A 19,136-nucleotide genomic window follows, 5' to 3' on the forward strand; every position below is an offset into this window, starting at 1 on the left:
CCTCGCGCTAGCGTGCGGGCGCAGCACGCCTCCGCGACGGCCCTCTGCCGTCCCGGGCGATTCACGCTTCCCAATCCCCCACCCCATGACGGGAGTTCGACGTGCGCCCCCACACCACGCGCAGACGTCTCGCGCTCGCGCTGGCCGCGGCCCTCACCGGCTCGGCCGCACTCGCGGTCAACGCATACGCCACCTCGGAGAAGAGCGGAGCCACCGACAGGGCCGCAGCCTCCGCCGCGGCCCCGAGCGGCCTCAACGGCCCGTACCTCTACCTCGGTTGGGGCAATCCGCCCAACGCCGCCGACCTCATCAAGGAGACCGGGCTGACCCAGCTCACCATGGCCTTCGTCCTCTCCGACGGCGGCTGTTCGCCCGCCTGGGACGGAAGCAGGCCCCTCGAGGGCGGAGTCGACGCACAGACCATCAAGGCCGTACAGGACGCGGGCGGCGACATCACCCCGTCCATCGGCGGCTGGAGCGGCAACAAGCTGGGCGAGGCGTGCTCCAGCGCGCAGGACCTGGCCGGTGCGTACCAGAAGGTCATCGACGCCTACGGGCTCAAGTCGATCGACGTGGACATCGAATCGACCGAGTTCGAGAACGCCGAGGTCCGCAAGCGCGTCATCGACGCACTGAAGATCGTCAAGGACGGCAACGCGGGCATCAAGGTCTATCTGACGTTCGGGACCACGCCCCAGGGCCCCAACGCCAACGGCAAGGACCTCATCCAGAAGGGCGCCGACGCCGGTCTCGACGTGGACGGCTGGACGGTCATGCCGTTCGACTTCGGCGACGGCACCACCGACATGGCCGCGGCCACCAAGTCCGCCGTGGACGGCCTGGCGAAGACGGTCGGCGAGGCGTACGGCATCTCCGCCGACGACGCGTACCGCAAGGCCGGCTTCTCCTCGATGAACGGCAAGACCGACGTGCAGGGCGAGTCCATATCCCCCGCCGACTTCAAGGCGATGGTCGACTACGCCAAGGAACACCACCTGGCTCGGGCCAGTTTCTGGTCCGTCAACCGCGACCGTCCGTGCGACGGCGGAGGCGCGGATTCGTGCAGCGGAGTCGACCAGCAGCCCTGGGAGTTCTCCAAGATCCTTGCGGGCTATACGGGTTGAGGACGACCCGTGGCAACGGTGACCGGCGCGCGGTGACCCGTCCCCGGCGGACGTTGATAACAACGTTGTCACGGTGATGAACTGCGCCTCTGCAGGGCCATTGACCTGGACACGGCGGACCGGGAGATTGTACGGACAAAGCCGTCCCACGCGGCCTGCGGCATCAGATGTAGCCCCGGCCGTGGCCCGAGGAGGTCATGCCCGTGATGCCCGTGCGCCGCACCAGTCCCCTGGTCCTCAGTATCGCCGCAGTCCTCGCCGCAGGCACGCTCACAGCCTGCGGCGGGGGCACCGGCAGTGACCCGAACACGATCAAGATCGCCTTCCCGAAGGACACGGACAACAAGGTCACCGTCCGCGACAACTACGTCAAAGACATGGCCAAGGAGTTCGAGAAGAAGAACAAGGGCAAGAAGGTCAAGATCATCCCGATCCAGGCCTCCGCGCAGGACTACGTCACCAAGCTCCAGCAGATGATGCGGTCCCCGAAGACGGCACCCGACCTGGTCTACGAGGACACCTTCCTCATCAACTCCGACATCAAGAGCGGCTATCTGCGCCCGCTGGACGACTACATCGGCAAGTGGGGCGACTGGAAGCAGTTCGACGCCACGGCCAAGACGGCCGCCAAGGCGCAGGACGGGAAGATATACGGCGTCCCCGACGGCACCGACACCCGAGCGCTGTGGTTCAACAAGAAGATCTTCAAGAAGGCCGGGCTGCCCGAGGACTGGAAGCCCAAGACCTGGGACGACGTGCTGAAGGCCGCCCGTACCGTCAAGAAGAAGGTCCCGGACAAGATCCCGCTGAACGTCTTCACGGGCAAGGCGGTCGCCGAAGCCGCGGCCATGCAGGGCTTCGAGATGCTGCTCTACGGCACGGGCAAGGACCCGCTCTACGACCCCGGTTCGAAGAAGTGGGTCAAGGGCAGTCAGGGATTCAAGGACAGCCTGAACTTCGTCGAGACCGTCTACGGCGAGGGCCTCGGCCCCGAGGTCGATCAGGCGCTGAGCCCGACCATGCAGACCAAGGTGGTCACCGATCTGCTGCCCAAGGAGAAGCTCGCCATAGCCCTCGACGGCTCCTGGCTCGGACAGCAGTGGATCAAGACGGGCGGCAGCCCCTGGCCCGAGTGGGACGAGACCATGGGCATGGCCCCGATGCCGACCCAGAACGGGGAGGCACCCGGCGAGGTGAGCATGTCCGGCGGCTGGACCTGGTCGATCCCCCAGAAGTCCAAGAACCCCGACCTGGCCTGGAAGATGATCCAGCACATGCAGAGCCAGAAGAACGCGGTCGAGTGGTGCGTGCGCGGTGCGCAGATCGCCGTACGCAAGGACGTCGCCGCCGACCCGAAGTACCTCAACTCGATGCCGGGCATCAAGTTCTTCACCAAGCGGGTCGAGCACACCGAGTACCGTCCCACGCTGCCGGTCTACCCCCAGGTCTCCACCGCCATCACCGAGGCCATGGAGGGCGTGACGACCGGCGACGCGTCGGTCGGCGAGGCCGCCAAGTCCTATGACGCGCAACTCGAGTCGATCACGAACGGAGCGGTCATCAAGAAGTGAGCGCCACCGACCTCGGCGTCGTCGGCAAGGAGGTCCCGGGGCGGGGCGAACCGCCTCGGGACCAGCGGCTCGTTCGGCGGCGGAACCCGTGGCGCTGGCTGCCCATCGCCCCGGCGACCGTCCTGCTGCTGCTCTTCCTCGCCGGACCCATCGCCTACTGCGCGTACATCGCCTTCACCGACATGCAGCTGACGGGGCAGGCCTCGGCATCCTTCGTCGGTTTCGACAACTTCACGAAGGCGTTCGGTGACGAGAACTTCCGCAACTCCGTCGTCCTCACGCTGGTCTTCACGCTCATCTCGTCCATCCTCGGCCAGAACACCCTCGGTCTGACGCTGGCCTCCCTGATGGCTCGCTCGACCAAGGCGATCCGGTCCATCACCGGGGCCGTCGTGATCTGCGCCTGGGTGCTTCCGGAGATCGTGGCCGGCTTCCTGCTCTACACCTTCTTCAGCAAGGAGGGCACGCTCAACGAGATCCTGGCATGGCTCCATCTGCCGTCCCAGAACTGGCTGTTCACGCTGCCCATCATGGCCGTCTCCTTCGCGAACGTATGGCGCGGTACGGCCTTCTCGATGCTGGTCTACTCGGCGGCGCTCTCGGAGATCCCCAAAGAGGTGACCGAATCGGCGGAGGTGGACGGCGCCGGCCCCTGGAAGCGGTTGTGGCACATCACCCTGCCGATGATCCGCCGGTCCATCGGCACCAACCTGATGCTCAACACCCTGCAGACACTCTCGGTCTTCGGACTGATCTGGGCCATGACGCGAGGCGGACCGGGCAACCGGAGCCAGACGCTGCCGATCTTCATGTACGACCAGGCGTTCAACAAGTCCCTCATCGGCTACGGCACCGCGGTGGCGCTGCTCCTGCTGGTGGTCGGCGCGCTGTTCTCGGTCGTCTATCTGCGCCTGATGCGCGAGGAGGTCTGAGACCGCATGGCAGCCATCTCCGGAACCCCCGGCACCACGAAGGCCGTCACCGGGGCGGGGCCGCGGCAGCGTCCCGCACGCACGGGGCCCACCCTCAGCCGCAGTTCGCGGCAGCGGCTGGCCGCGGACCTCGGACTCCTCGTCGTCCTCGGGGCGTTCATGCTCCCGCTGGTGTGGCTGGTCTTCGCCTCGGTCGACACCGACCCGTCGATGAAGGTCGCGCCCCCGTCGGGCCTGACAACGGAGAACTTCTCCCGCGTCCTGACCGACGAGATCACCTTCACGCCGATGCTCAACAGTCTGCTGCTGTGCGGCAGTGCGACGCTGATGACGGTCACCGCGGCGGCCCTTGCCGCCTATCCGCTCTCCCGCTACAAGGCACGCTTCTCCCGCCCGTACCTGCTGACCATCCTCTTCAGCACCTGCCTGCCGATCACGGCCGTGATGGTGCCGGTCTACGGCCTGTTCGTGCAGGTCAACCTGATCGACACGATGCACGGCACGTCGTTCTTCCTCGCCACCTCGCAACTGCCGTTCGCGGTCTGGCTGATGAAGAACTTCATGGACGGCGTGCCGATCGCGCTCGAGGAGGCGGCCTGGACTGACGGCGCGAGCTGGTTCCAGGCGCTGACGAAGGTGATCCTTCCGCTGATGGGTCCCGGCTTCTCCGTGGTGACGATCTACAGCTTCATCCATATGTGGGGGAACTTCTTCGTCCCCTTCATGCTGATCATCAGCCCCGAGCAACTCCCGGCGTCCGTCAGCATCTTCACCTTCTTCGGCAACCTCGGCTCCATCGCCTTCGGCGAACTCGCCGCGTTCTCGATCCTCTACTCCACGCCCGTACTGCTGCTGTACATCCTCATCGCGAAGCGCCTCGGCGGGGGCTTCACGCTGAGCGGCGCGGTCAAGGGCTGAACGACCCCGCCCCGGCGAGGCCCGGCACCGCCCCGGGCCGCCCCGCTCACCCGCCGCCGGCCAGGCCCGGCGGCGGGCAGCTCACGCGGCGGTGCCCTGGAGGCGGCACCGCAGCCAGGACGTCGCGACCTCGCCGTGGGCCCGCTGGACCCGGCGCAGCGTCGGCAGGCCGGGCGGCGCGGGCAGCCGGGACTGCTGGACGAAGTAGCCGGTGAGGGCGGCCAGTACGGTGGTGACGGCCTCCGCGTCCGCGTCGCGCGCCACCGGATGCGCGGTGAAGATCTGCTCGGGGTCGCCGCCTGACTGCATCGCCACGCTCGGCAACATCAGGAGCAGGTCGAACCAGCGCACGGCCAGACAGCCGCCGGCCAGTCGACGAAGAGCACCCCCCCCCCCGCCGGTGAGCAGGACGTTGTCCGCCCGCAGGTCCGAGTGCGCCAGCGTTGTGCCTTCCGCGGCGCGGGGCCAGTCGGCCTCCCGGGCGGCCAGTGCGTCCAGGTGCTCGATCAGCCACGGGTCGAGGCCGGTCAGATCGTCCTCCCCCTCGTCCCGCGCACGGACCAGCTTGCGCCACCCCTGGAAGTCGTCGGCGTTCGCCTCCGCGACGGTGGGGACCGTCACGGGGCTCGGCGTCACCGCTTCCGCGAGCTCCGCCAACGCGCCGAGCACACGCGTCAGTTCGTCCTGCCGCCAGGACTGGGCGGGCATCCGTCCCTCGACGTCCTCGTAGATCAGCGCGACCCAGGAGCCGTCGTCGAAGCTGCCGAGAAGGCGCGGTGCCGGCACCGTCGCCGGAAGTGCCGCCGCGATGCGCGCCTCGGCGCGGTGCATGCCCGGGGAGTCGGGGTTCTGCGCGTGGCCCACCGCCTTGACGAACGCACGCCGCCCGTCCGCCAGCCGCACCCTCGCGGCGACGCCCGGGGAGAAGCCGCCTGGCTGGGTCACCGCCTGCTCGACCGGGCCGCCGAGGACGGCTTCGATCTCCAGCCGCACGGACGCGGGCATCGCACCCCAGGGGAGCCGCACTCCCTCTGCGGCCGGCGGCGGCTCGCCCTCCACGGATTCCGCTGTTCTCCCGGAATCCGCCAGTACGTCCGGTTCGATGCTCATGGGCTCATCGTCGCGGAGCGCCTCGATGCCCGCCAACTCGATTACGGCCCGGCCCCGGTCGGTTCATCCGGGCACCGACCCCTGACACCTCTGCAGCAGTTCGTGGACACTGAAGCATGGACTTCGTCATCTTCATGACCCTGCCCGGCCTGGTCATCGTGCTCATCGCACTGGCCGCGGCCGATCGGTTGCTCCAGCGGCTGGGCCGGGCCGGAGGGCTCCCCTGGCAGCGGTCGGCAGGCCACGCCGGGATATCGGCGATCGCCTTCGAGGAGCTGGAGGCGGGCCTGGGCGCGGGAGGAAAGCAACACGAGCTGAAGGAACGGCAGTCGGCGCTGATGCTCCGGGACGAAGAGGACGACGGTGCCCCGCCGCACCGGACCACGGTTGATCTCGACGGCGGGATCGCGGTGGTACGCGTCCCGAAGCAGGCACCCTAGCGTCGTCAGCCCTCTCCCGGCCCGGCGCCGTCCGCGCCGTCCGGTCCGGGCCCGGCACGGCCGGGGCCGCTCAGTAGACCGATTCGGCCTCGTCCATGCGGTCCTGCGACACGCGCTTCAGCTCGCTCACCGCGTCGGCCAGCGGCGTCATGACGATTTCGGTGCCGCGCAGCGCCGTCATCCGGCCGAAGTCCCCGCGGTGTGCCGCCTCGACCGCGTGCCAGCCGAAGCGCGTGGCCAGAACCCGGTCGTACGCGGTGGGCGTTCCACCGCGCTGCACATGGCCGAGGATGACCGGCTTGGCCTCCTTGCCCAGGCGGTGTTCCAGCTCGCTCGCGAGCCGGTTGCCGATGCCGACGAAGCGCTCGTGCCCGTACCGGTCGATGACGCCCTTCTCGTACGGCATCGACCCCGCGGCGGGGTGTGCGCCCTCGGCGACGCAGATCAGGGCGAACTTCTTCTCGCGCGCGAAGCGCTCCTCGACCATCTTCACCAGGTCGTCGACCTCGAAGGGCCGCTCCGGGATGCAGATCCCGTGCGCGCCCGCGGCCATCCCGGCCTCCAGCGCGATCCAGCCGGCGTGCCGCCCCATGACCTCGACGACCATGACCCGCTGGTGCGACTCGGCCGTGGTCTTGAGGCGGTCCATGGCCTCCGTGGCGACACCGACGGCCGTGTCGAAGCCGAAGGTGCGGTCCGTGGCGGAGATGTCGTTGTCGATGGTCTTGGGGACGCCCACGACCGGAAGGCCCGCGTCCGCGAGCATCCGGGCCGCGGTCAGGGTGCCCTCGCCGCCGATGGGGATCAGCGCGTCGAGGCCGAGCCGGTCGATCAGCTCCTCGGAGTTGTCGCAGGCCTCGCGCAGACGGTCACGCTCGAGCCTCGCGGACCCCAGGATGGTTCCACCGCGGGCGAGGATCCCGGCGACGTCGTTGGTGGCGAGCGAGCGGTAGCGCCCGTCGAGCAGCCCCGTGAATCCGTCCTCGAAACCGATCACTTCGTCGTGCCGGTCGTGGACCGCCCTGTGGACGACGGAACGGATCACGGCGTTCAGACCGGGGCAGTCGCCGCCTGCCGTGAGGACTCCGATGCGCATGGGGGTTCTGTCTCCTGGTCGTCGGTCGGCCCGCGCCGGGCGGGCGATTCTTGCTGCTCGGTCCTTGCGGTGAGCCGTCTGAGCCGTACCGAGTGTTTCATGTGTTGAACGCACGCCGCACCGGCGTCCGCCCACCGGACCGCTCCTCCGGCTCTCCTGCCCGCTCGACGGGCCCACTCACCTGGCTCCGCAGGTACGGTCAAGGGCGTGGGGCGTCCGGGCTTGCGGAATTCAGGCAAATCCCCTCACGGGCCGACTGTTCCACGGTCGGCCGCCCGGTCCGCCCGATCGGCGACGAGAGGAAGAACACCTGTGACCCGCAGCGTCTACGTGACCGGAATCGGCCGCGGCGACGGCCGCCAGGTCGTCGAGCTGGGAGTCATGGAACTCCTGACCCGCCGGGTCGACCGCGTCGGGGTGTTCCGCCCGCTGGTGCACGACGGCCCCGACCGCCTTCACGAGCTGCTGCGCAGCCGCTACCGGCTCACGCAGTCCACCGAGAGCGCCTTCGGCATGAGTTACACGGAGGCGGCCGCGCTCCAGGCCGGGCGGGGCGAGGACGAGTTGGTCTCGCACCTCGTCGAGCGCTTCCACGAGGCGGCCGCCGGCTACGACGCGATGCTCGTCCTCGGCACCGACTACGCCGATACCCAGCTGCCCGCCGAGCTCACGCTCAACGCGCGCCTGGCCAACGAGTTCGGCGCCTCGGTGCTGCCCGTCGTCTCCGGCAAGGGCCAGAGCGCCGACTCCGTCGCGTCGGAGGTGAGCAACGCCCACCACGCGTTCACCTCGCTCGGGTGCGACGTCGTCGCCATGATCGCCAACCGGGTGCGGGGCACCGAGCGGGAGGAGACCGCGCGCCGGCTCGCCGGCCAGCTTCCCGAGCCCGTGTACGTCCTGCCCGAGGAGCCCGCGCTCTCCGCCCCGACGGTCGCGCAGGTACGGGACAAACTCGGCGCCGAGATGCTGCTGGGCGAACCGGCGGCGCTCGCCCGCGACGTGCGCGACTTCGTCTTCGGAGGGGCGCACCTCCCCGTCTTCCTGCCGGCCCTGACCGAGGGCTGCATGGTGATCACGCCCGGGGACCGCGCCGACCTCGTCGTGGGCGCACTGGCCTCGCACGCCGCCGGCTCCCCCGCCATCGCCGGCGTCGTCCTCACGCTCGGCGAGCGGCCCGGCGCGGAGACCATGGCGCTGGCCGCACGTCTCGCGCCCGGCACGCCCGTCCTGGGCGTCTCCGGCGGCTCGTTCCCGACGGCGGCGGAGCTGCTGGCGCTGGAAGGCAGGCTGACGGCCGCCACGCCGCGCAAGGCGGAGGTGGCACTCGGCCTGTTCGAACGCCACGTGGACACCGGGCAGTTGACCGACCGGCTCGCCGTCGCGAGGGGCGAGCGCGTCACGCCGATGATGTTCGAGCACCAGCTCGTCGACAGGGCCCGCGCTCACCGCCGCCACATCGTGCTGCCCGAGGGCGCCGAGGAGCGGGTGCTGCGCGCCGCGGAAGTACTGCTGCGCCGCAACATCTGCGATCTGACGCTGCTGGGCGAGCACTCGGCGGTACGCAAGCGGGCGGCGGAGCTCGGCATCGACCTCGCCCTGCTCGACGAGGACGAACTGCCCTCCGACGCGCAGGCGTCCGCGCGGATCGTGGACCCGCAGACCTCGCCGCTGCGGGATCGCTTCGCCGAGACGTACGCGAAGCTGCGCTCCCACAAGGGCGTCACCGTCGAGCTCGCTCACGACATCGTCGCGGACGTGTCCTACTTCGGAACGCTCATGGTGCACGAGGGCCTCGCGGACGGCATGGTCTCGGGCGCCGCGCACTCCACCGCCGCGACGGTCCGTCCGGCCTTCGAGGTGATCAGGACGAGCCCCGACGCCTCGATCGTCTCGTCCGTCTTCTTCATGTGCCTGGCCGACCGCGTCCTCGTCTACGGCGACTGCGCGGTCAATCCGGATCCGGACGCGCAGCAACTCGCGGACATCGCCGTCCAGTCGGCGACGACGGCCGCCCGCTTCGGGGTCGAGCCGCGCATCGCGATGCTGTCGTACTCGACGGGGACCTCGGGCTCCGGCGCGGACGTCGACAAGGTCCGCGAGGCGACGGAACTCCTGCGCGAGCGCAGGCCCGACCTGCTGGTCGAGGGCCCGATCCAGTACGACGCCGCTGTGGAGCCCTCGGTCGCGGCGACGAAGCTCCCCGAGTCGCAGGTCGCGGGCCGGGCGACGGTGCTGATCTTCCCGGACCTCAACACCGGCAACAACACCTACAAGGCGGTGCAGCGTTCGGCCGGTGCGGTCGCCGTCGGTCCCGTGCTCCAGGGGCTGCGCAAGCCGGTCAACGACCTCTCGCGCGGGGCGATGGTCTCCGACATCATCAACACGGTCGCGATCACCGCCATCCAGGCCCAGCGCAGCGGCGACAGGGCCGGCTGACGGGACGCGCCTCCACCCGGCCCCGCGCGTGCGGCGGCACTATCGTCGTGCGCGGGCCGCCGCAGGACCACGCACGCCGCCCGCCGCCCGCCACCCGCCGCAGGACCACGCAGAAAGCCGAGCCTCCCGTGACCGCGACCCGCGTCCTCGTACTCAACTCCGGTTCCTCCTCGGTCAAGTACCAGCTGCTGGAGATGACGGACGGCTCGCGGCTGGCCGCGGGACTCGTGGAACGCATCGGCGAGAGGCAGTCGCGCCTCCTCCATACCCCGCTGGCTTCAGGAGGTGAACGCCGGGAGCGCGTCGAGGAGTTCGCTGACCACGAGGCGGCGCTGCGCGCGGTCTCGGGGGAGCTGGACGCGGACGGGTTCGGTCTCGGCTCCCCCCAACTGGCCGCGATCGGGCACCGCGTGGTGCACGGCGGGCAGACCTTCACACGGCCCACGCTCGTCGACGACGCGGTGCTCGCGGAGATCGAGCGCCTGATCCCGGTGGCCCCGCTGCACAACCCGGCCAATCTGACGGGCATCACGACCGCCCGCACCCTCAACCCGCACCTGCCTCAGGTCGCCGTCTTCGACACCAGCTTCCACACGACGATCCCGGAGCACGCCGCCCGGTACGCCATCGACACGGCCACGGCCGACGAACACCGCGTGCGCCGCTACGGCTTCCACGGGACCTCACACGCGTACGTCTCGCGCAAGGCCGCCGAGCTGCTCGGCAAAGACCCCTCCGAGATCAACGCCATCGTGCTGCATCTGGGCAACGGCGCCTCCGCGTCCGCCGTACGGGGCGGCCGCTGCGTCGACACCTCGATGGGTATGACCCCGCTTGAGGGCCTGGTGATGGGTACCCGTTCCGGCGACGTGGATCCTGCCGTGGTCTTCCATCTGGTGCGGGTCGCGGGCGTGTCCGTCGACGGGGTCGACGAGCTGCTGAACAAGCGGAGCGGGCTCGTCGGGCTGTGCGGCGACAACGACATGCGTGAGATCACCCGCCGCGTCGGGGAAGGGGATGAGGCGGCCCGGCTCGCCTTCGACATCTACATCCACCGCCTCAAGAAGTACATCGGTGCCTACTGCGCGGTGCTGGGGCACGTCCACGCCGTGGTCTTCACCGCCGGAGTGGGCGAGAATTCCGCACCGGTACGGCGTGCCGCGCTGGCCGGCCTGGAGGAGCTGGGCCTGCTCGTGGACGAGGAGAGAAACGACGCGGAGCGGGAGGGGCCGGCCGCCCGGGAGGCCAGGATCATCTCGCCCGAGGGCGCCCGCGTCGCCGTGGCCGTCGTACCGACCGATGAGGAGCTGGAGATCGCAGAGCAGACCTATGCGCTGGTCAGCGACGCGGGTTCACCGGTTCGTCACTGACCCCGTGATCCACTTCACCCCCGATACGTTCCGCATTTGAACAAACCGTTAGGATCGTCCTCATGCGCCGTTCCAAAATCGTCTGCACCCTGGGCCCAGCCGTCGACTCCTACGACCAGCTGAAAACGCTGATCGAGGCCGGCATGAACGTGGCCCGTTTCAACATGAGCCACGGCAGTCAGCCGGAGCACCAGGAGCGGTACGACCGCGTCCGCAAGGCCGCGGAGGAGACCGGCCGGGCAGTGGGCGTGCTGGCCGACCTCCAGGGCCCCAAGATCCGCCTCGAGACCTTCGCGGAGGGGCCCGTCGAGCTGGTGCGCGGTGAGGAGTTCACCATCACCACCGAGGACGTCGAGGGCGACAGGACGATTTGCGGCACCACTTACAAGGGCCTGCCGGGCGACGTCACGAAGGGCGACTCGGTCCTGATCAACGACGGAAACGTCGCCCTTCAGGTCGTCGAGGTCAACGGGCCCCAGGTGCGCACCATCGTGATCGAGGGCGGCGTGATCTCCGATCACAAGGGCATCAACCTGCCGGGCGCGGCGGTGAACGTCCCGGCACTGTCCGAGAAGGACGTGGAGGACCTGCGCTTCGCCCTGCGTATGGGCTGCGACATGGTCGCGCTCTCCTTCGTCAGGGACGCCGCCGACGCGCGCGACGTGCACCGCATCATGGACGAGGTCGGCCGGCGCGTCCCGCTCATCGCCAAGGTCGAGAAGCCGCAGGCCGTCGCGAACATGGAAGACGTCGTCATGGCCTTCGACGGCGTGATGGTGGCCCGCGGCGACCTGGCCGTCGAGTACCCGCTGGAGCGGGTGCCGATGGTGCAGAAGCGGCTGATCGAGATGTGCCGCCGCAACGCCAAGCCGGTGATCGTCGCGACCCAGATGATGGAGTCGATGATCACCAACTCCCGTCCCACGCGCGCCGAGGCCTCCGACGTGGCCAACGCGATCCTCGACGGCGCCGACGCGGTGATGCTCTCCGCGGAGTCCTCCGTCGGCCAGTATCCGGTGGAGACCGTCAAGACGATGTCGAAGATCGTGGAGGCGGCCGAGGAGGAGCTGCTCAGCCGCGGCCTGCAGCCGCTGGTGCCGGGCAAGAAGCCCCGCACGCAGGGCGGTTCGGTGGCGCGCGCGGCAGCCGAGATGGCGGACTTCCTGGACGGCAAGGCGCTCGTGGCCTTCACCAAGTCCGGCGACACGGCACGCCGCCTCTCCCGCTACCGTGCCTGCCAGCCGATCCTCGCCTTCACCACCGAGCCCGAGACCCGCAACCAGCTCACCCTGAGCTGGGGCGTGGAGACGTACGTGGTGCCGCACGTCCAGCACACCGACGAGATGGTCGAACTGGTCGACGCGGAGCTGCTGAAGCTCCAGCGCTACGACGAGGGCGACACGATGCTCATCACGGCAGGCTCTCCGCCCGGCGTCCCGGGCACCACGAACATGGTCCGCGTGCACCACCTCGGCGGCACGCGCGGCTGACCGCCACGCAGGACCGCGCCGGGTCACACGGCGACGGCCAACGAGCAGGGCCCGCGGCCTCCTTGAGGTCGCGGGCCCTTGTGTTGCGGCTCCCGGTGAAGCTGTTTGGCGGCTCCCGTCGAACGGTTCGCGTCGACTCAGTCGACGAACTGGTGCAGTCCGGGGACCGTCAGGTTTCCTCCGAACTGACCGGCCTGCTTCACCTCGACGTTGGTGAAGTACGCCTCAGGGATGTTCAGCGGCGGCGGGTGCTCCGGGTCGAAGGTGATCGGGATCAGCCCGAACAGGTTGCCCTTGAGCTCCTCGGTGTACATCGTCACCTTGCCGCCGCGGATCGTGGAGGTGGAGCCCTTGGCCGCCTGGACGTGGTAGTTGGTGCCGTCCGGGCCCTTCACGATCTGGTGCAGGTCGCCGATGTCGAGGCTGTTGGCGGTGAACTTCAGGGCCTGCTTGGTCCGTCCGTCCTGGGTGTGGATGTTGACGACACCCTCGTAGTCCAGACCGTGCAGACCGAGCGAGCTGGCCTTCAGCTGCCACGACTCGTTGGGCAGGGTGTTCGGAGTCTGCTCGTCCTTCCCAGCAGACTTCTTCTCCTCGACGCAGGGGAAGTCCTTGCCGTCCTTGCGGGCGGTGGACTTCTCCTCGTCGGGCACCAGTTCGTCGGCGCCCTTGCCGACCCGCTCGGCCTTCTCGCCGAGCTTGTCGGTCGTGTCCTTGAGACCGTCGCCCACCTTGCCGAGGGCGCCGCCGGCCGACTCGTCCGCCTTGTTGGTGGGCTCGGCAGAGGGAGATGCCTTCTCCTCTTCCTCCTCCTCCTCCTGGGCAGCCTTCTCCTTGGGGGAGAGGATGTCGCCGATGGCGTCGCCCACACCTCCGAGGAGACCGCCGTCGTCCTCGTCCTCGTCCTCCTCCTCGTCGGGCTCGGACGGTGACGGGCTGGGCTCCGGGTCCTCGGAACCGCCGCTGCCGCCGGTGCCACCGCTGTCGCCGGACGGATCCGACGGGCTCGGCTCAGGCTTCGAGGAGCCGGAACCGGGCTTGGAGGAGTCGGAACCGCCCGTGGCGTCTTCCTCCTTCTCCTTCTCCGCCTTCTCCCTCTCGGCCTTCTCCTTGGCCTTCTCCTCCGCGTCCTGCTCCTTGTCGGGCTGGGACACGCAGGCGCCGCCCTTGAAGGGGTTCTTGGGCAACGGCTTCGCACTGGCCAGCTGAGGCGTCAGCCCCATGCCCATCAGGACCGCGGACGGCATGGCCGCGATGGCTATCGCTTTGCCCGCGGGGACATGCAGGCGGTTCAGCAGCGGCTTCCTCGGGGCCGCGTGACGGCCTCCGATTCTTCCGCGGCCGCCGTCGGACGCTTCTTGCGCCGACGGCACCGCCTCCTCCTGAACCTCGTCACCCGGCACGGTGCCTCCCGTTCCCGTGGTTCACATCGGCTCCGGTCGACGAAGCCGTTCCAAAGACTGAAAGGTCGTCCTGTGCCGTACCCCTCATGCGGCCGGTGTCCGAGTCCCTGGCCCCGTCGTCGCCGGACGAGGAGTAAGTGGGGCTCGAAGGTGCCTTGCGGGCCGACGAGTTGACGTCCTCGGGCTCGTCACCCTCAACCTCTCGTTTCGCCAGGGGCTTTCCGGGCCCCCAGGAGACGCCGAGCGCCCCGCCGAGCAGACCCAGAAGGAATCCGATCATGAAGGCGCCGACGTTCGAGACGACCAGGGATACAAGGGACAGCAGAATCGCCGCGATTCCGGCGAAGACCCGAGACTGTGGCTGGAACCACATCGTCAACCCGAGCACCACGAGCAGGACGCCGATGATCAGCGAGCCGGCGCCCGCGGTCGTCGACATCCGGATCGTGAGAGAACCCAAGGTCAGGTTCTGGTACGGGATGTACATGATGGGGATTCCGGCGAGCAGCGTCAGCATCCCGCCCCAGAACGGGCGCTGTCCGCGCCAGTCCCGGAACGAACTGCGCTTCTGGCCGAATCCGGTCGTCAGCCTTTGTCGCGTCTCGGCGCTCATGTCGTACAGCTCCTCGGGACTGGCACAAAGCTTGCGTTGGTGGAACAGACCGGACGGGTGCGGGGCGGCAAGGAGCAGCCACACCGCACCCATCCGGTCAGTGAGTGCCTGTCAGTAGCACTCGTTCTTGCCCTTCTTCACGGCCATGTGGAGACCGCTGAGCTTGAAAGTACCGGCGGTGGTCGCCCAGGCGCGCTGCTTGACATCCGTGAATGTCGCACTGTCGGCCTGCTGAGCGAACGATCCCGGCGAGTACTTGTCGCCCTTGTTCGGGCCGGGGCCCTTCGAGGTGCTGTCGGCCGCGACGCCGATGTCGATGTTGTTGAACGTGGCGTTGGCGCCTATGTCATCAGCATCGATGTAGAGCTTCTTGGCCTCGACCGGAGCCGCAGCATCCGCGCCGGCGCCGAGCTTCATCGTCACGTCGCCGAACGCCGGAACCGGCACGACGACGGACTGGCAAAGATTCCTGATCTTCGCCTCGTTGAAGCCGACCACCGCGACGGGCTTCTTGCCGGCCTTGGTCGAGTCGACGGCTCCGTACTGGACGAAGCCCTTACCGTCCAGCCGGTCGGCGCTGACCTTGAACTGCTGGCCGGAGACGCTGAACGACGCCGCCAGCGCACCCTGCGAAAGTGCCACACCGATCGCTGCAGTGGCAGCGACGCTCGGCACCATGACGACGGCGAACCGCTTCCATCTGGTCCCGCCACGAGCCAGGGACTCCATGACTTTCCTCCTTCTCGGACGTACATCTCCGGCCTGGACGAACCGCTCCTGAACGGCCCGCTCCCTGACCTGGGATGGGAGAAGTGCTACGTCCTCGGGAAGGAGAGCGCCGTCATCGACAGACGTACGGATACGTCACGTCCGAGCTGTCGGCGATCACCCCCGAGCGACAACCACTGGCCACGCTCACGCGCAACCTGCTTTGTTCGGACAGGCCCTGCCGGTTCGGCAGAGACCCCCCTGTCCGGAGGACCGGCGGTGTTTCTGGATGGGGCTCAAGCTTGCGTGCCGGTCCTGCTCGGTGGGGATCCAATGCCTGCGAAGCGCCGAATGGTTGCCGGGCTGCGGGCAATGGACCGAGCTTGGCCGATCGTGGTCTATCCGAAGGCTGCGCACAAGGGGGTGCGTTACCAGTGAGTAACGGCCAGATAACCGGTCGGTGGCCGATCAGCATAGGGCAGACACACAGGGTCGCCACCGCCGGGGGAGAGAACCGGGAACCAACCGGACATCCAAGAAGAAAGCGCGCGAGGCCATTTACTACGAGTAACAGCGGCTGCGATTACCAAGTTTTGGCAAAACACAGCCGCTGATGTCGCTAAAACCACGTGTCGTGACCGAGCGTGCGGCCCCGCGCACCCCCGTCAGAACAGCACGCGTGCAAGGGCACTACGCGCGGTGACTACCCGTGGATCCTCCGCGCCAATCACGTCGAAGAGCTCAAGTAGCCGCAGGCGCGCAGTCTCCCGATCCTCTCCCTCAGACTTTTTCACTGTCTCCACAAGACGGCCGAACGCGTCCTCCACGTGACCCCCCGCCATGTCCAGGTCGGCCGCGCGCAGTTGGGCCTCCACGTCGGACGGGCTGTCGGCGGCGTCCTTGCGCACCTGCTGGGCATCGAGACCCTGCACACGGCCGAGCAGCTCGGCCATCGCGAGGCCGACGCGGGCCTCTGTGTTGCCGGGGTCGCCCGACAGGACGTTCTTGTACGCCTGCACCGCACCGTTCAAGTCGCCCGTGTCCAGGGCCTCCTGGGCCGCCGCGAGTGCCGGGTCCTCCGGTTCCGCGGGCTGCTCCGGGGCCTCCTGGGCGCCTTCGTCCGCGAAGTCGCCCTGCAGGCCCGTGATGCCGAACCGGTCCTCGGAGACCTGGATCAACTGGTCGAGCGTCTGCCGGATCTGCGCCTCGGGAGCGGCGCCCTGGAAGAGAGGCAGCGCCTGACCGGCCACGACGGCGAACACCGCGGGAATCCCCTGGACGCCGAACTGCTGCATCAGCATCTGGTTCTTGTCGGCGTCGATCTTCGCGAGCAGCACACGCCCGGCGTACTCCCGCGTCAGGCGCTCGAGTACGGGCGACAGCTGCTTGCACGGCTCGCACCACTCGGCCCAGAAGTCGATGACAACGGGCACCTCGGCGGAACGCTGGAGGACCTGCGCCTCGAAGTCCGCCTCGTCGACGTCGATGACCAGGCTCGCCGGAAGGTTGGCGTCGCCCTGCTCGGCGGAGCGTGCCCTGGCCTGCTCCGCCTTCTGCTTGGCCTCACCGGCCGCTTTCACCGCGGAGAGGTCGACCACTCCGCTCATGGACATATTGCGTGGCTGCATGAGTCCAGTCTCCCCCCTTTCCCGCCGTGCTGTGTTCCCCCGCCGGGTCCCCGTCCGGCTGTGGTCGTGGTCGTCGCACCGGAGAACCCCCGTGTTCCGATACGACTCGTAGCGTAACTGGTACGGGGCCCCCTCGCGCAAGCCCCCCACCCGCTTCCGTTCCCGCCGGGCCCCGGCGCCGGTCACGGGCGGGATACCCCGTCGGGGGTGCGGCGTCCTGCGGGGCGGGGCGCCCTCTCCCCCGGTCCGTCCGAGTGTCCCGCAATTCCGGTTGCCTGCGGCCACGAACGCCCGGATCCGGTCGTTCCCTGCGGCAGACCGCCCGGTATGGTCTGACGCCATGCCCTCTTCCGAGCCCTCGCCCCGCCGCGCCGGCAGGCCGCGCAGCGCCGAGGCCGACGCCGCGATCATGGAAGCGACCCGTGAAGCACTGGTCGACCTGGGCTGGAGCAAGCTCACCGTGGGGCACGTCGCCGCACGCGCAGGTGTCGCGAAGACCACCCTCTACCGGCGCTGGTCGAACAAGGGCGAACTCGTCGTCCACGCGGTCGCGGCCCTCTTCGACGAGCTCGAACTGCCCGACTGCGGGAGCCTGCGGAGGGACATCGAGTGCGTGGTGCTCGCCTTCGCGGACCTCCTGCAGCGGCCCGGCACCAACGCCTCCCTGATGGCCGTCGTCGCGGAATCCACGCATGACACCGTCCTGCGGGAGCACATCCGCGAGGCGATCGTGGAACGGCAGAAGCGGCTCGTCCTCCAGGGCCGCGAACGGGCCCAGGCACGGGGGGAGTTGCCCGCGGACTCCTCGGATCCCGCCGAGGACGCCCGGCTGGTCGACATGATCTTCGACGTCATCGCGGGAGCGGTGGTGCACCGCACTCTGGTCAGCGCCGAACCCGTGGACGCCGAGTGGGCAAGCCGGTTCACCACGCTGATCCTCCACGGCCTGGTGGCGGCGTCCGCTCCCTGACCCCCGCGCCCTCAGCCTTCACCTCACCCGCTACCGCGCGCCCCGGCGGGGCAGCATGAACGCGGCCCCGCCCGCCGCCAGGACCAGCGCCCCGGCGAGAACCGAGGGACCGGGAAGGGCGAACGCCATGGCCAGGCAGCCGGCCAGGCCCGCCGCGGGGATCAGCCGGCGACGGCGTCCCCCGTCCCAAGTGAGCGTCCAGGCAGCCGCGTTGGCGATCGCGTAGTAGACGAGCACCCCGAAGGACGAGAAGCCGATCGCGCCGCGCACGTCGGCCGTGGCCGCGAGCACGGCCACGACGGCGCCCACCGCGAGCCCGGCCCGGTGCGGCACCCGGAAGCGGGGGTGCACCGCTGCCAGGGCGTGCGGAAGGCGACGGTCCCGTGCCATCGCCAGGACGGTCCTGGAGACCCCGAGGATCAGCGTCAGGAGCGCCCCCAGTGCGGCGACCACCGCTCCGGCCCGTACGGCCTGCTCCAGCCCAGGAGTCCCCGCCTCACGGGCCGCCTCGGTCAACGGGGCGCCCGCGTCTGCCAGTCCGGCGCCGCCCAGCACGGACAGCGAGGCGAGGGCGACCGCGGCGTAGACGCACAGCGTGACGCCCAGGGCGAGCGGTACCGCCCGCGGAATGACCCTGGCGGGATCGCGGACCTCCTCGCCGAGGGTGGCGATGCGCGCGTATCCGGCGAAGGCGAAGAAGAGCAGGCCGGCGGCTTGCAGCACCCCGAGGAACGTGACGTCCTGGCCCGGTCCGAGACGTGCGGCCTCCGCCTCGCCGGAGGTGAGGAGCGCGGCCACCAGGGCGGCCAGCACCGCCAGTACGAGGGCCACCACGGCACGGGTGACCCAGGCGGACTTGCGTACCCCGGCGTGGTCGACCGCCGTCATGGCCACCACCGCGGCGACGGCTACCGCGTGCGTCTGCTGCGGCCACGCGTAGGAGCCGACGGTCAGCGCCATCGCCGCGCACGAGGCGGTCTTGCCGGCCACGAACGCCCAGCCGGCGAGGTGTCCCCAGAACTCGCCCAGCCGCTCCCGGCCGTAGACGTACGTACCCCCGGACTCGGGGTAGCGGGCGGCCAGCCGGGCCGAGGACGTGGCGTTGAAGTACGCGACGGCCGCGGCCAGGGCGAGGCCGGGCAGCAGACCGGAACCGGCAGCCCGCGCCGCCGGTGCGAGCGCGGCGAAGACACCGGCGCCGAGCATCGAGCCGAGGCCGACCATGACCGCGTCGAAGAGCCCGAGTTGGCGTCGCAGTTCCGGCGGCCGTGGCCCTGCCGCGTCCGGAGGTGTGTTCACGTACGGCTCCCTTTGCGGGTCGGCCGTA

At 69.5% G+C, this 19,136-nt stretch carries 16 protein-coding genes; 9 read left to right on the plus strand and 7 right to left on the minus strand.

The window, feature by feature from the left end:
- Positions 1-101: 101 nt before the first annotated feature.
- From G4Z16_RS08795 to G4Z16_RS08810, 4 genes are all read left to right on the plus strand, one after another.
- Entirely contained in the window at positions 102-1,124 is a 1,023-nt protein-coding gene (locus tag G4Z16_RS08795; protein WP_197350297.1) for a chitinase, read from the plus strand.
- Positions 1,125-1,330: 206 nt separating this feature from the next.
- Positions 1,331-2,695, plus strand: a complete 1,365-nt coding sequence (locus tag G4Z16_RS08800; RefSeq protein WP_425508153.1) for an extracellular solute-binding protein — start codon at positions 1,331-1,333, stop codon at positions 2,693-2,695.
- Positions 2,692-3,627 carry a carbohydrate ABC transporter permease gene (locus tag G4Z16_RS08805; RefSeq protein ID WP_197350299.1) on the plus strand — a complete coding sequence of 312 codons (936 nt, stop codon included), beginning with the start codon at positions 2,692-2,694 and terminating at the stop codon, positions 3,625-3,627. Before G4Z16_RS08800 ends, G4Z16_RS08805 begins: the two co-directional genes overlap by 4 nt.
- Before the next feature lie 6 nt (positions 3,628-3,633).
- On the plus strand, positions 3,634-4,545 hold the full coding sequence (locus G4Z16_RS08810; protein ID WP_197350300.1) for a carbohydrate ABC transporter permease: 912 nt from the start codon (positions 3,634-3,636) through the stop codon (positions 4,543-4,545).
- An 81-nt stretch (positions 4,546-4,626) separates the two neighbouring features.
- On the opposite strand, the gene G4Z16_RS08815 is transcribed toward G4Z16_RS08810, so the two are convergent.
- Entirely contained in the window at positions 4,627-5,655 is a 1,029-nt protein-coding gene (locus G4Z16_RS08815) for a phosphotransferase family protein (RefSeq protein WP_197350302.1), read from the minus strand.
- 116 nt (positions 5,656-5,771) lie between these two features.
- On the opposite strand from G4Z16_RS08815, the gene G4Z16_RS08820 reads away from it, so the two are divergent.
- Positions 5,772-6,095: a DUF6191 domain-containing protein gene (locus G4Z16_RS08820; RefSeq protein WP_197350304.1), complete on the plus strand. Its 324-nt coding sequence runs from the start codon at positions 5,772-5,774 to the stop codon at positions 6,093-6,095.
- 70 nt (positions 6,096-6,165) lie between these two features.
- Here the strand turns inward: G4Z16_RS08820 and G4Z16_RS08825 are convergent, their stop codons facing one another.
- Complete coding sequence (locus tag G4Z16_RS08825) at positions 6,166-7,191, minus strand: 6-phosphofructokinase (RefSeq protein ID WP_197350306.1); 1,026 nt, start codon at positions 7,189-7,191, stop codon at positions 6,166-6,168.
- Positions 7,192-7,503: 312 nt separating this feature from the next.
- Between G4Z16_RS08825 and pta the strand changes: the two genes are divergently transcribed.
- From pta to pyk, 3 genes are all read left to right on the plus strand, one after another.
- Positions 7,504-9,627 (plus strand): phosphate acetyltransferase, encoded by a 2,124-nt coding sequence (pta, locus tag G4Z16_RS08830; protein ID WP_197350308.1) that lies wholly within the window; start codon positions 7,504-7,506, stop codon positions 9,625-9,627.
- Positions 9,628-9,755: 128 nt separating this feature from the next.
- Positions 9,756-10,997, plus strand: a complete 1,242-nt coding sequence (locus G4Z16_RS08835; protein ID WP_197350310.1) for an acetate kinase — start codon at positions 9,756-9,758, stop codon at positions 10,995-10,997.
- Between the two features lie 62 nt (positions 10,998-11,059).
- Entirely contained in the window at positions 11,060-12,487 is a 1,428-nt protein-coding gene (gene pyk, locus G4Z16_RS08840) for a pyruvate kinase (RefSeq protein WP_197350312.1), read from the plus strand.
- Positions 12,488-12,624: 137 nt separating this feature from the next.
- Here the strand turns inward: pyk and G4Z16_RS08845 are convergent, their stop codons facing one another.
- The 4 genes from G4Z16_RS08845 to G4Z16_RS08860 all read right to left on the minus strand — a co-directional run bounded on the left by G4Z16_RS08845 (position 12,625) and on the right by G4Z16_RS08860 (position 16,839).
- Complete coding sequence (locus G4Z16_RS08845; protein ID WP_246530749.1) at positions 12,625-13,734, minus strand: hypothetical protein; 1,110 nt, start codon at positions 13,732-13,734, stop codon at positions 12,625-12,627.
- 145 nt (positions 13,735-13,879) lie between these two features.
- Positions 13,880-14,503, minus strand: coding sequence for a DUF6114 domain-containing protein (locus G4Z16_RS08850; RefSeq protein WP_197350316.1), 624 nt, complete (start codon positions 14,501-14,503; stop codon positions 13,880-13,882).
- A gap of 111 nt (positions 14,504-14,614) precedes the next feature.
- Entirely contained in the window at positions 14,615-15,232 is a 618-nt protein-coding gene (locus G4Z16_RS08855) for a DUF6230 family protein (protein WP_197350317.1), read from the minus strand.
- A 644-nt stretch (positions 15,233-15,876) separates the two neighbouring features.
- Positions 15,877-16,839 (minus strand): tetratricopeptide repeat protein, encoded by a 963-nt coding sequence (locus G4Z16_RS08860; protein ID WP_197350318.1) that lies wholly within the window; start codon positions 16,837-16,839, stop codon positions 15,877-15,879.
- Between the two features lie 340 nt (positions 16,840-17,179).
- Between G4Z16_RS08860 and G4Z16_RS08865 the strand changes: the two genes are divergently transcribed.
- Positions 17,180-17,809 (plus strand): TetR/AcrR family transcriptional regulator, encoded by a 630-nt coding sequence (locus G4Z16_RS08865; protein WP_197350319.1) that lies wholly within the window; start codon positions 17,180-17,182, stop codon positions 17,807-17,809.
- Positions 17,810-17,839: 30 nt separating this feature from the next.
- Here G4Z16_RS08865 and G4Z16_RS08870 read toward each other — a convergent pair whose 3' ends face one another.
- The gene (locus G4Z16_RS08870) at positions 17,840-19,108 is read right to left on the minus strand and encodes an APC family permease (RefSeq protein WP_197350320.1); all 1,269 of its coding nucleotides are present in this window, start codon (positions 19,106-19,108) and stop codon (positions 17,840-17,842) included.
- Positions 19,109-19,136: the final 28 nt, after the last annotated feature.

Origin of the sequence: Streptomyces bathyalis (genome assembly GCF_015910445.1) — a bacterium.
In the GTDB taxonomy this organism is placed as follows: Bacteria; Actinomycetota; Actinomycetes; order Streptomycetales; family Streptomycetaceae; genus Streptomyces; species Streptomyces bathyalis.

Bases quoted from the DNA above. Each gene is read 5' to 3' on its own strand.
- G4Z16_RS08800 (WP_425508153.1), top strand. From the start codon at position 1,331: ATGCCCGTGCGCCGCACCAGTCCCCTGGTCCTCAGTATCGCCGCAGTC.
- G4Z16_RS08810 (WP_197350300.1), top strand. From the start codon at position 3,634: ATGGCAGCCATCTCCGGAACCCCCGGCACCACGAAGGCCGTCACCGGG.
- G4Z16_RS08815 (WP_197350302.1), bottom strand. From the start codon at position 5,655: ATGAGCATCGAACCGGACGTACTGGCGGATTCCGGGAGAACAGCGGAA.
- G4Z16_RS08820 (WP_197350304.1), top strand. From the start codon at position 5,772: ATGGACTTCGTCATCTTCATGACCCTGCCCGGCCTGGTCATCGTGCTC.
- G4Z16_RS08825 (WP_197350306.1), bottom strand. From the start codon at position 7,191: ATGCGCATCGGAGTCCTCACGGCAGGCGGCGACTGCCCCGGTCTGAAC.
- pyk (WP_197350312.1), top strand. From the start codon at position 11,060: ATGCGCCGTTCCAAAATCGTCTGCACCCTGGGCCCAGCCGTCGACTCC.
- G4Z16_RS08845 (WP_246530749.1), bottom strand. From the start codon at position 13,734: ATGCCGTCCGCGGTCCTGATGGGCATGGGGCTGACGCCTCAGCTGGCC.
- G4Z16_RS08850 (WP_197350316.1), bottom strand. From the start codon at position 14,503: ATGAGCGCCGAGACGCGACAAAGGCTGACGACCGGATTCGGCCAGAAG.
- G4Z16_RS08855 (WP_197350317.1), bottom strand. From the start codon at position 15,232: ATGGAGTCCCTGGCTCGTGGCGGGACCAGATGGAAGCGGTTCGCCGTC.
- G4Z16_RS08860 (WP_197350318.1), bottom strand. From the start codon at position 16,839: ATGCAGCCACGCAATATGTCCATGAGCGGAGTGGTCGACCTCTCCGCG.
- G4Z16_RS08865 (WP_197350319.1), top strand. From the start codon at position 17,180: ATGCCCTCTTCCGAGCCCTCGCCCCGCCGCGCCGGCAGGCCGCGCAGC.